The sequence below is a fragment of the Agrobacterium tumefaciens genome, from assembly GCF_005221325.1.
Lineage (GTDB): Bacteria > Pseudomonadota > Alphaproteobacteria > Rhizobiales > Rhizobiaceae > Agrobacterium.
The window spans coordinates 241,261-253,336 of the sequence record NZ_CP039888.1 but is presented as its reverse complement, the minus strand read 5'-3'; the positions used below and the strand labels follow the sequence as shown (position 1 = coordinate 253,336).

The window sequence follows — 12,076 nt, the reverse complement described above, 5'->3', positions numbered from 1 at the left end:
CCATGACAAACTCCACCGAAGGCGCCGGAAAGGTCACGCCGCTTCGCAAAACCCAGCCCTGCCCGGAATGCCGCCGGCCATCGACGCGGGAAAACTATCCTTTCTGTTCGGATCGCTGTCGTTCGCTCGATCTCGCCCGCTGGCTGAACGGCTCCTATGCCATTCCCGTTGCGGACGATGAAAGCAGCGCCGGTGGACAGGGCGGCGGCAAAAACAACGCCGAATAAAGACCTGCACCGCCGGAAATCTCGGCGGTGAATTGCAAAAGATTTTTCAGAGCCTCCGCTCACACCTTATAATATTCACCGGGCGAACGACCGCCCGAAAAGGCATATCGGAACCGGCTGAGGTCTTTCTCCCAGCCCCTTAAGGTCTTGCGATGGACGCAGGCTTGCAAAAGAGAGTAAGCTCTGGCGCGCTGCTGTTTGCGGTGCTGGCCGTCTGTTTTGCCATAGGGGCGACGGTGCTGCTTGCCAATGACAAGAAGCATCTCAAGAGCCTGCTGACCTATCTCAATCTGGCGCCCGCCACGCGCTTTGCCGAACCGCCACCGAAGATGAAACCCGTCAAGCGGCAGAAGCTTGCCGCCAGAACGGTTTACCTGCCGCCGCACCTGCTGAAATTCGAACAGCCAGGCGATAGGGCATCCTTCGCCCGGAACTTCGTTCTTTCCGGCAAGGACCTCTGCGATCGCTTTACCGCCGCCGGTTTTTCCAACCCGCAGGGCTGGCACGCCAGCCCGGTGAACATCCGCAATTTCGAGTGCATGGCAGACCTTGCCGCGGGCAAGGCGGAAGATCCGGCGCAGCGTGCATCGCTTTTCCTTGAAATCAGGGGCGAGGCTTCCGGCGACATTCGCTCCATCAGGATGAAGGCTGTTGCGCCGGAGACACCGGATGGCGCCGCCATTTTAACGAAGCTTGAGGAAATGCTCGCTTTGGTCATCGCACAAACACACTGGGCTGACCTCACCAGCATGCTCGAACCGGCTCGCAGGATGCAGCCCTATCAGGTGCAGCACTTCGGTATTTCAGTTTCCATCAAACCGGAACCAACCGCACCGCATCGCCTGAACGTGATTTTGCTGGCGGGCGACGAACCGCCAGGGGTGAAGCTGACACGCGATTTTTTTGACGGAAACAGTTGGCTTCGTCCGGCCGTCCTTACGGATCGGCCGGTGCCCCATCTTTTCGTGCCGAAAAGCCACGCCCCGTGACGTAAAGGCAGATCAGCCTATCGCTGCCAGCTTGCGCCGCATCGGCGGTATTCTGTCGCTTTGCTGGGCCTGACGCTTAGCTTCCCATTGAAGCGCGGTGCGAACGATGGTCGCCAGATCGTTGAAGCGAGGGCGCCAGCCGAATTCCGACTGGATACGGGACGAATCCGCCACCATGGCCGCAATGTCGCCGGGGCGGCGCGGGCAACGGATGATCGGGAATTCACATGCGGATTCCCGCTGTACGGCCTGCAGGACGTCCAGAACCGAATAACCGACCCCATAACCGCAGTTCAGCGTTCGTGTACCGCCGCCGGCGCGCAGATGCGCCATGGCCAGCATATGCGCATCGATCAGATCGCTGACATGAATATAGTCGCGAACGCCGGTTCCGTCGGCGGTCGGGTAATCCGTGCCATAAACCTCCACCCGGTCGCGCCGGCCGGTCGCGGCTTCGCATGCCACCTTGATGAGGTTCGCAACGCCGGTCGGCGAAGGTCCGGCGCGGCCCTGCGGGTCGGCACCCGCGACGTTGAAATAACGCAGCGCCACATAGTTGAAATCATGCGCCTGCACGACGTCACGCAGCATGATTTCGGAAGCGAGTTTCGACAGGCCGTAGGGATTTTCCGGGCTCAGGATCGCCGTTTCAGGAACGGGGCCATCAAAGGGCTGGTTTCCATAGACGGCGGCTGTCGAGGAGAAGATGAAATTACGGATGCCGTTGCGAACCGCCGCGGCAACAAGCGCGCGGGTCGTGCCGGTATTGTTTTCGTAATATTCCAGCGGCTGGCTGATCGACTCGGGAACGCTGACGGACCCGGCGAAGTGGAAGATGGTCTCGATGTGGTTTTCTTCGAAAACCTGGTCGAGCAAGGCGCGATCCGCCACATCACCCAGATAAAAACGCGCCGCCGGCGCGACCGCCCAGCGCGACCCCGTGGAAAGCCGATCGACGACGACGACCTCTTCCCCGGCATCGAGCAAAGCCCACACCATGTGGCTTCCTATATAACCGGCCCCACCCGTGACCAGAACAGCCATGACATTACTTCCCTGTTTGCTTTTCTTGAGCCTATCAAAGCCAATAATTCTTCATCATTGATTACTTGCACAGCGAATACACAACCGAGCGCCCACCCCATTAAAAAGGTGGCTTACGATTGGTTAGCGCAATGAGTTTCTTTTTAGTGATTAGATGAAAATGTTCTCATGTATGGAACAAGAAGCGCATATCATAGAAAATCCCCCACGTCGATGGTTGCGCCGTGGGGTTGCAGTTTCCGGTCTTTACTGTGATTTCGCTGCCGGTTTCCCTACCGCAGCGCGATACCCTGCCCGGCAGGGGAAAACCGTTGCAAGGAAGATCGGGGCTTACCTGCCGAGAATGTAGGATGCCAGCCGATCGGCCGCATCTTCTATCTGCCTGGGGTTGCGCAGGAAGCAGGCGCGCAGGAACAACTCTCCGCCCGGACCGAAGGCCGTGCCGGGCGCAAGGCCGACGCCGGTCTTATCGACGATATCGAGTGCCGTGGCGCGGCTGTCCGTGACGCCGTCAATCTTGAGGAAGGCATAAAGGGCGCCATCCGGTTTCAGGGTTTCCACACGGTTCGTGGCGATCAGCGCGTCGCAAAGAATGTCGCGGGAAGTCAAAGCGCGTTCGTAGTTCTCGCGGACGAAACCATCACCGTGATCAAGGGCGGCGACGGCACCGCGCTGCATGAACTGCGCCACGCCTGATGTGGAATATTGAATGAGGTTTTCGATCACCTGACCGATGGCCGGGGGTGCAACAAGCCAGCCGACGCGCCAGCCGGTCATCGACCAGTTCTTCGAGAAGGAGTTGGCAAAGACGATCTTGTCGTCCGGCTCCATCACGTCGAGGAAGGACGGCGCGCGGCTGCCGGTATAGTGATAAAGCGCATAGATTTCGTCCGCGACGATCCACAGATCGTGTTTTCGGGCGAGCGCCAGAACGTCGCGGAGATTGTCGCGCGTTGCCGTCCATCCCGTGGGGTTGGAGGGCGTGTTGATGAAAAGCGCCTTCGTCTTGCCGGTGATTGCGCTTTCCAGCCTGTTGATATCGAGATCCCAGCGGCCATCGCGGAAATCGATGCCGACCGGAACGGCCTTTGCGCCGGCAACGCCGATGGCAGCGACGATATTCGGCCATGTCGGAGATAGGTAGACCATCTCGTCGCCCGGCGAGGTCAGCGCCTGCACTGCAAGCACAATTGCCTGCATGCCGGAACCGGTGGCATAAAAATGCTCCGGCGGCAGTGATGCCCCAAAATGCCGCTCATAATAACGGCTCAGCGCCTGCCGCAATTCAGGAATGCCGCGCTGCCAGGTATAGAAAGTTTCGCCATTGTTCAGCCCATCGATGGCGGCCTGATTGATGAAGTCGGGGCTCGGCAGATCACCTTCGCCAACCCAGAGCGGCAGGAGATTGTCCCGCACCCGGGCATAATTCACGACTTCGACAATGCCGCTCTCGGGAGCTGCCAGAGAGCGCGCACTCAGACTGTTCAAAATGGACATTAAAGACACTCCGTTTGATGCCTTCTTATCGCATCGGATCAGCCATGTGCATGATATTCCGTGAGACGATCATGGATTTTCTTTATGGATCATCCCCGGCAGGAACCCGCCGACCACCACGCGGGCCGGCAGATCGCGCCGGGGATTGGTCCGGGTCTCAGCGCGTCTTCAGCAGATCGCGGATTTCGGTGAGGAGCTTGACGTCTTCCGGCGGCGGGGCAGCGTCCGGCTTTTCGTCAATCTTCTTGCGTTCAACCGAATCGCGGAGCTTGTTGACGCCCTTGACCATCAGGAAAATGATCCAGGCCAGGATGAGGAAGTTGATGAGAACCGTCAGGAAGTTACCATAGGCGAAGACGGCGCCCTGTTCGCGGGCGGCAGCGAGCGAGGTGGCGTTGACGTTTGCGCTCAGCGGCAGGAAGTAATTCGAGAAGTCGAACCCGCCGAAAATTGCACCGACGATCGGCATGATGAGATCGTTCACGACGGAATCGACGATCTTGCTGAAAGCCGCACCGATAATCACACCCACGGCCAGATCCATGACATTGCCGCGGGCAATGAAGGTTTTAAATTCGTTAAGCATTCAGATTGTCCCTCTCTCCTGCTTCGCGAGCTGAAGCTATGTGACTGTCCCTACGCCTTCAACCATACAGATTCCCTTACACTTTTGGAATTCGTCAAGATTGCATTTATTAGCTTTTTTGCACGCTAAAGCATGTGCGATGAAAATGGCATCGACGGAGGTGCTTCAGCACTCTTTTCGTCGTATTTTCCGGGCGTCAAACCGCTACGCACTTTTACGGGACATGCTGTCATCTTGAACTTTATGATCAGATCGCGCTCATTCTCAACGGTGCGGAATTCGCCTATGCTCATTTAAGGGAATTCCTGCATGGGGAGGATGCGTGCTTCCTGGGTGGATCATATTCGGCTCGGCCTTCGCTTATATCCTGCTGCTGTTTGCAGTCGCGAGCTACGGGGACAGGAAAAGCCGTGAAAGAAACGTGCCGAAAAAGGGGCGGCCGTTCGTCTATGCGCTCAGCCTGGCGATATATTGTACCTCCTGGACCTATTTCGGCGGTGTGGGGCTTGCAGCCGATAAAGGTCTTGAGTTCCTCGGTATTTATACTGGCCCCATCCTTGCCTTCACCCTTGGCATGCCGATCATCCGCCGAATCGTCGATCTCGCCAAAACGGAAAAGCTGACCTCGGTTGCGGATTTCATCGCCGCCCGTTACGGCAAGAATTCCACCGTGGCGATGATCGTCGCCATCATCGCGCTGGTCGGCGCCATTCCCTATATCGCGCTGCAGCTTAAAGCGGTGTCCAGTTCCGTGGCGACGATGGTCGATCCCGGCGATTACGGTATCGGCAGCGGCAATCTCTATTTCCTCGATCTGCCGCTTGTCGTCACTCTCGTCATGGCGGGCTTCGCCGTCATGTTCGGCACTCGCCACACGGATGCCACCGAACACCAGGACGGGCTCATTCTGGCAATTTCGATGGAATCACTGGTCAAACTGGTCGCCATGTGCACGGTCGGCTTTTATGTGCTCTTCGTTCTCTTCGATGGCCCAGCACATCTGTGGCAGCTGGCGACTGATAATGAGCAGGCCATGCGGGCCATCTCCTATCACACGCCCATCAGCCGCTGGATCGTGATGACGCTATTGTCAGGCTTCGCCATCATCCTGCTGCCGCGCCAGTTCCACGTCACCGTGGTGGAAAACCGCACACCGGAAGAGCTGCGCATGGCGGGGTTCCTGCTGCCGCTCTATCTCATCGCCATCAACATCTTCGTGCTGCCGATCGCGCTCGCAGGCATTCTGACGCTGGGCGCCAATGGCGATGCCGATCTCTACGTGCTGCAACTGCCGCTCAATCATCAGATGCCTGTTGTCTCGCTGATCACCTTCATCGGCGGTTTTTCGGCAGCGACAGCAATGGTGATCGTCGCTTCAGTGGCACTGTCGATCATGATTTCCAACGACATCGTCATGCCGATCTTCCTACGGCAGAAGCTACTCAACCGCTCTCCGCACCGGGACAACTTCGCCAAGACGCTGCTCAACATCCGCAGGACGGCGATCTTTGCGGTGATGCTCCTGGGTTACGGTTACTACCGCGCAGCCGATAGCGCCACGGGACTAGCCTCCATCGGCCTTCTGGCTTTCGCCGCCATCGCCCAGATGGCCCCTGCCCTGTTTGGCGGGCTGTTCTGGCGTCGTGCCAATGCCCGCGGCGCAATTGCAGGCCTCAGTTCGGGCTTTTTCGTCTGGGCCTATCTGCTATTCCTGCCGAGCTTCGGCGGCCCCGACAATTCCGAGGTCGCGGCGACCATTCTCGGCTTCCTGTTTTCCGGCAGCACGGTGTTTAACGGTCCCGAGGCCGATCCTTTCGTGAATGCGGTCATCCTCAGCCTGCTCGTCAACAGCCTCGCCTTCGTGCTGGGTTCGCTCTCGCGCAATCCGCGGCCGGTGGAACGCATCCAGTCCGGCATCTTCGTCAAGCGCCATTCGAAATCGCAATTCGCCACACGCGGCTGGAAAACCCGTGTCAGCGTCGGCGACCTCAAAAGCGCGATTGCCCGTTATCTCGGCGAAGAGCGTATGCTGCGCTCGCTTGCGACCTATGAGAAGACGGCAGGCAGGAAACTGAATGACGACCAGCCGGCGGATATGGCGCTGATCCATTTTTCCGAACAATTGCTGGGCAGCGCCATCGGCTCTTCCTCCGCCCGCCTCGTGCTCTCGATCATTCTGCAAAAGGCGGAAGATACCAGCGCGGATACGGCCTGGCTGCTCGATCAGGCGAGCGAGGCGCTACAGTATAATCAGGACATGCTGCAGACGGCGCTGGCGCAGATGGATCAGGGCATCGCCGTTTTCGACAGCTCGCAGCAACTGACCATCTGGAACCGGCGTTTCCGCACCCTGCTGGACCTACCGGAACAATTCGGCCAGGTGGGCGTGCCGCTGACCGAAATCGTCACCATGCTGCAGGAGCGCGGCGACATGCCTCCCGGTGATACGGATGAGCTGATCACTAGCTTCCTGACCATGGACCTGCCCTTCTCTCTGGTGCTGGCGGGCGGCGAGCGCATCATCGAGGTGCGCTCCAACACCATGCCGGACAAGGGCATCGTTGCCACCTTCACCGATATCACCCAGCGTGTGGCGAGCGACCAGGCGCTGAAACAGGCGAATGAAACGCTGGAGCAGCGGGTCGAGGAACGCACCGTGGAGCTGACCCGCGTCAACCGAGCGCTGGCGGAGGCGAGAGCGTCGGCCGATGAGGCCAATATCGGCAAGACGCGGTTCTTCGCCGCCGCCGGTCACGATATTCTCCAGCCGCTGAATGCCGCCCGCCTCTATTCCTCCTCGCTGGTCGAACGGCTTGGCGCCTCGGGCGAAAGCGATCTCGTTCACAATATCGATTCGGCGCTGGAATCGGTCGAAACCATTCTCGGCGCGGTTCTCGATATTTCCCGCCTCGACACCGGCTCGATGAAGGCGCGCATGACATCCGTGCCGCTCAACGAGCTATTGAAACGCATCGAGACCGATTTCGCGCCGATGGCGCAGGAGAAGAACCTCGATCTCGTCGTCATGCCCACCTCGCTCACGGTGCGTTCAGACCCCAATCTGCTGCGACGGCTGATACAGAACCTCGTCTCCAACGCCATCAAATATACGCTTGAGGGTAAGGTGGTCGTCGGCGCGCGCCGCCGGGGCGGCGAAGTCGTCATTCAGGTAACGGATTCCGGCATCGGCATACCCGCCTCCAAATTCCGCACCGTCTTTAAGGAATTCGCCCGGCTGGACGAAGGGGCAAAAACGGCGTCGGGCCTCGGGCTCGGCCTTTCCATCGTCGATCGCCTGTCACGCATGCTGCACCATCCGGTGCAGCTCATTTCCACCCTCGGCAGAGGCACGACCTTCCGCATCCATCTGCCGCGTGAGGCGGACCGCCTCGCTCCAGTCAAGATGGAGGGCGGGATAACCAGCCACGCGGCAAGCGACCGTCTTCAGGGTATTCGGGTGCTGTGCATCGACAACGAGCCGAAAATCCTCGAGGGGATGACGCTACTGCTGACCGGATGGGGTTGCGAGGTCTTGCCGGCGGGTTCCGTGGCGGCGCTGGAAGAACCCTTCCTCACTCTGGCCGCAGCCCCGGATATCATCATCGCCGACTATCATCTTGATGATGGCGATGGCATCAGCGCCATCCGCTTCATCAGGACATTTTACGACAAGACGATCCCCGCCCTGCTGGTAACTGCGGATCGCAGCCCGGAAGTGCGCAGCGATGCGGAAAAATACGGGATTTCCGTGCAGCACAAACCGGTCAAGCCTGCGGCGATGCGCGCCTATATCAACCAGATATCCAGCACGGTGCGGGCAGCGGCTGAATAAAAACTCCCGGACCTTGCGATCCGGGAGCTGCATTGACCTTCAAAAATGGAAATATCAGGCCGCCCGGTTCAATCGACCCGAACCGACCGCAGACCCCTGCTCCATCTGGAACCGCTGAACGAGAGCGAGCAGCGCTTCCACCTCGCCCGATAATATGCTGCTGGCCGCGCTCGACTGTTCGGCAAGTGCTGCGTTCTGCTGCGTCATCTGGTCCATCTGGTTGACGGAGCTGTTGACGTTGTGAAGCGCGGAGGACTGGTCCTGCGTCGCCGTCGCGATGGTTTCGACATGCTGGCTGACGGTCACAATCTGCTGGCTGATGGCCGAGAGAACTGTGCCCGCCTCCTGCACCAGCTTCGAACCGGAGCTGACCTCATGGGTCGACTGGTTGATGAGCTGCTTGATTTCGCGGGCCGCGTCGGCGGAGCGCTGGGCAAGCTCGCGCACTTCCTGCGCCACGACGGCAAAACCTTTGCCCGCTTCACCGGCACGCGCTGCTTCGATGCCGGCATTGAGCGCCAGAAGATTGGTCTGGAAGGCGATGTCATCGATGACCTCGATGATCTGCTCAATCTTGCGCGAGGCGCCTTCGATACGGCTCATGGCATCGACGGCATTGCTGACGACCGAACCGGAACTGTCGGCGCTCTGCTTGGTGATGCGCACGGCCTCATTGGCTTCCCGCGCGCGCTCGGCCGACGATCTGACGGTTGCGGTAATTTCCTCGACTGCAGCGGCGGTCTCCTCCAGCGAGGCGGCCTGATTTTCGGTGCGCTTCGACAGATCAACCGACGACTGTTCGATTTCAAAGCCGCTGTGCTGAATGATGAGCGTGCGCTCGCGGATCTGTCCCAGCGCATCCCGCAGGTTGAGCAGGGATTCGTTGAAATCCGTGCGCAGCCGGTCGAGGCGGCCCGCGAAGGGCGTCTCGATCGTGCGGCTGAGATCGCCGTGCGAAAGCCTGCCGAGGCCGGAGGCAATCTCGCCCACCGCAAACTCGATCTGACTGTCCAGTTCCTGCTTCTCGGCATCGTTGCGGTGTCGCTCGGACTCGGCCGCGGAGCGTTCCTCCGCACTTTTGCCCTCGATCGCCAGCTTCTCAACCGCATTCTCGCGGAAAATCACCAGAGCGCGAGCGATATTGCCGAATTCATTGGCGTTGGTGGCATAGGGGATCGGCGTTTCGAGATTGCCGTCCGAAAGAGATTTCACGGCATCGGTCAGTTTGCTGAGCGGCTGAAGCGTGCGCTTGATGACGAAGTAAGCGAGCAGACCGACGCCGACCATGGCAAGCGCGCCGCAGATCAGCATCATGTCGCGCAGGCTGTATATCTGCGCATTGTAGACATCCATGGGAACACCCACGAACAGTATGCCGACGGAGGCGCCGGTCTTGTTCGTAACCGGCATGTAACCGGTCATGTAGCTGGTGCCGAACAGTGTGGCAGTGCCGAAATAGGCCTCGCCCTTGGAGACTTTTTCGAAGGCGGGATGATCGGTAGCAAGCTTGGTGCCTGCCGCTCTCTCACCCTTCTCGTTCTTCAGATTGGTGGTCAGTCGAATAAACTCGCCGGCCTTGGCTTCAAAAACCGTGGAGATACCGCCGTTGCCAGCTGCGGTACGGTCTACGAGATCATTGTCGCGCATCGTTCCGATGCTGGCGCGGCCCACACTCTTCAGCTCGCCATCCACCATTTCGAGGGCAACGCCGCCGACCTTCATCTCGTAAAGGATAGCCATGCCCCGCATTGCACTGTGCGTATCACGCAGCGCAGTGGTGATGATGTTGTCCTTCAAGCGAATGTAGGTGGAAAAACCAACTGCCGCCACGCTGAGCGTGATGAGACCGATCGTCAGCACGACGACCTTACCCGCAACGGACTTAAAGAGCCGGTTGTGCATGAAACAGTTCCCCAAAGCCAAACTTACGAAAGTTCTAATGGGCAACTGTTAAAAAAACGCGAAGTGCTGATGGCGCCTTTTAGGGGAGCGTGAAAATCCGCCGAGATTCTGTTGGCTTAAGGGGACGGGAGAACCCCGTCCACCATCAGTGAATGTAACCCAGCCTGATGGCCTTCGCGATCGCCTGGATGCGGTTGACGGAATCGAGCTTGATCGTTGCCGAACCGAGATAGGCATTGACGGTGTGCACGGAAAGGCCGAGCTTGACCGCGATCTCTTCGCTGATACGACCATCGCCGGCCAGTTGCAGGCAGGCAATTTCTCGCTCGCTCAGGGCTTCCGAGGGGGCGACCTTGCGCTCGTCAAGGGCCAGCATGTCCACCATGATCTCACAGCACTTGATATGCTGCTCGATCACGACCTCATTGTCGAGAATGAGATTGGTGCCGCAGAACACGATGTAGCCGTTGCCGATGGTGCCGAGCCGCACCGGCAGAGCCAGCCCCGCATAGGGCAATGTGTCGTTCTCGATACGGCGCAGAAGTGCCGGCACATCGGGAAGATCGGCAAAGCCGCCGGCATTCTTGTTGCGCCAGATGACCGGCAAAAGCGACGTCTCGATATGGTCGAGAAGAATCTCGCCGACGGCGCGGATGAACTGCGCGCTCTGTTCTGCGGCATTCATGCCCCAGTTTTCCAGTTCGCAGGTCATCTTCTTCTTGTTGGGGAAGCCGGAAGCGGCAGCCTTCGTGACCACGAAGTTGCGTGCGCCGACCAGCTTCTGCATGGCGACAAGCTTCGGAAACAGATCCGACCGGCTTGTCACGACGGGGCTGCGGTAAAACATGCCCATGTGACCTGTACCCTCATTGTCTTTCGTCTGTACCATCCGTCCGACCATTATACGAGGTTGTTGCGCACGGCGTAGGCAATTGCCTCCGAGCGGGTTTTCGTCGCGGTTTTGCGCATCACGCTTGTGATGTAATTATTGATCGTATTGCGTGAAATGCCAAGGATCATCGCAATTTCATCGCTTGTCTTGCCTTCCGCGATCCAGAAAAGGCACTCGAGCTCACGCTCGGTGAGATCGATATCGCGCACGGTCTTTGCTTCGCTGGCGATGCCGAAGCTGACGCAATAACCCGTCAGCAGGGCGATTTCCCGCAGGCGCTCCGGTGACGGAACCGCTTCCTCCGGAAACAGCAGCAGCAGGGAAAGGCGGATGCGGCCCACGCAGAAGGAGAGTGCCGAATATTGCCTGTCGATGCCATAGGGAACCGAAACGTCGTCGGGAAGGAGAAGCAGTCGCGGCTGCAGAAGCGAAAGGCATTTCTCCATTTCGCTCGACCGGTTCTGGCTGTTGGCGAGTTCAATGCCAAGCCTGCGGACCAGATCGAAAGGCCAGTCGGATGTGACGATGAATTTCAGCCCGGTTTCTTCGAGAAGGTCATCCCGCGCCAGCAGATAATGCGAGGCGCCAGCGTAGGTTACGAGCAGATCCAGTGCGCCTGCAACGTTACCGGCAGCAGCCGTGGCTGCGACGTTTTTAGCAAGCTGATCGCGCGGCAAGGGCTTACCCATGCCCTCCAGAGGCTTGGCAGACAGCCTGCGGATATCAACATCGACTTTCAATCGCCTACGCCCTCTTGCTCCCAGTGGGAGATTATACCTCGGGATGGAATCATTCCATTCGAGAAGCTTACCAAACGGAATGGCGCGCCCCCGGAGACCGAATCACTTCATTCTATGGAACCGACCGGAATTTGCCATTACCTGGCAACAGCCTTTCCACGTATTTCCCAGTTCGTCTATTGCTAAAAAAACATACTGAAAAGCTGTTCAATCCATAAACGGCATTCTCAGCCAATTCCCAGCAAACTGTATCGTTGCTGAATTTTTTGTAAACACTGTCCCGAAACGAGATTGCCACGATGTGCCCGCCAAGCATAGCAAAAACCCCAAAAACCGAAAAAAGGCCGGGTAAAACCGGCCTTTTTAT

General features: G+C 58.6%; 9 protein-coding genes. 3 read left to right on the top strand and 6 right to left on the bottom strand.

Translation table 11 applies throughout. From position 1 onward, the window contains the following. The first annotated feature begins 2 nt into the window (after positions 1-2). Together yacG and CFBP5499_RS01410 are read left to right on the top strand one after the other, a co-directional pair. Complete coding sequence (gene yacG / locus CFBP5499_RS01415) at positions 3-227, top strand: DNA gyrase inhibitor YacG (protein WP_080826279.1); 225 nt, start codon at positions 3-5, stop codon at positions 225-227. 152 nt (positions 228-379) lie between these two features. Continuing rightward, positions 380-1,216: a DUF6030 family protein gene (locus CFBP5499_RS01410; RefSeq protein ID WP_175416575.1), complete on the top strand. Its 837-nt coding sequence runs from the start codon at positions 380-382 to the stop codon at positions 1,214-1,216. Positions 1,217-1,228: 12 nt separating this feature from the next. Here the strand turns inward: CFBP5499_RS01410 and galE are convergent, their stop codons facing one another. The 3 genes from galE to mscL form a co-directional block, all read right to left on the bottom strand. Then, entirely contained in the window at positions 1,229-2,260 is a 1,032-nt protein-coding gene (gene galE / locus CFBP5499_RS01405) for a UDP-glucose 4-epimerase GalE (protein ID WP_080826281.1), read from the bottom strand. Positions 2,261-2,590: 330 nt separating this feature from the next. Next, positions 2,591-3,757, bottom strand: coding sequence for a pyridoxal phosphate-dependent aminotransferase (locus CFBP5499_RS01400; protein WP_080826283.1), 1,167 nt, complete (start codon positions 3,755-3,757; stop codon positions 2,591-2,593). 157 nt (positions 3,758-3,914) lie between these two features. Then, entirely contained in the window at positions 3,915-4,343 is a 429-nt protein-coding gene (mscL, locus tag CFBP5499_RS01395; RefSeq protein WP_080826286.1) for a large conductance mechanosensitive channel protein MscL, read from the bottom strand. A 322-nt stretch (positions 4,344-4,665) separates the two neighbouring features. Between mscL and CFBP5499_RS01390 the strand changes: the two genes are divergently transcribed. Then, positions 4,666-8,175, top strand: a complete 3,510-nt coding sequence (locus CFBP5499_RS01390; RefSeq protein WP_080826288.1) for a PAS domain-containing hybrid sensor histidine kinase/response regulator — start codon at positions 4,666-4,668, stop codon at positions 8,173-8,175. A 54-nt stretch (positions 8,176-8,229) separates the two neighbouring features. Here CFBP5499_RS01390 and CFBP5499_RS01385 read toward each other — a convergent pair whose 3' ends face one another. The 3 genes from CFBP5499_RS01385 to visN form a co-directional block, all read right to left on the bottom strand. Next, positions 8,230-10,077, bottom strand: a complete 1,848-nt coding sequence (locus CFBP5499_RS01385) for a methyl-accepting chemotaxis protein (protein WP_080826291.1) — start codon at positions 10,075-10,077, stop codon at positions 8,230-8,232. A gap of 145 nt (positions 10,078-10,222) precedes the next feature. Then, positions 10,223-10,924: a transcriptional regulator VisR gene (gene visR / locus CFBP5499_RS01380; RefSeq protein WP_175416752.1), complete on the bottom strand. Its 702-nt coding sequence runs from the start codon at positions 10,922-10,924 to the stop codon at positions 10,223-10,225. Positions 10,925-10,977: 53 nt separating this feature from the next. Continuing rightward, positions 10,978-11,709, bottom strand: a complete 732-nt coding sequence (gene visN, locus CFBP5499_RS01375) for a transcriptional regulator VisN (RefSeq protein WP_173986257.1) — start codon at positions 11,707-11,709, stop codon at positions 10,978-10,980. Positions 11,710-12,076 lie beyond the last annotated feature (367 nt).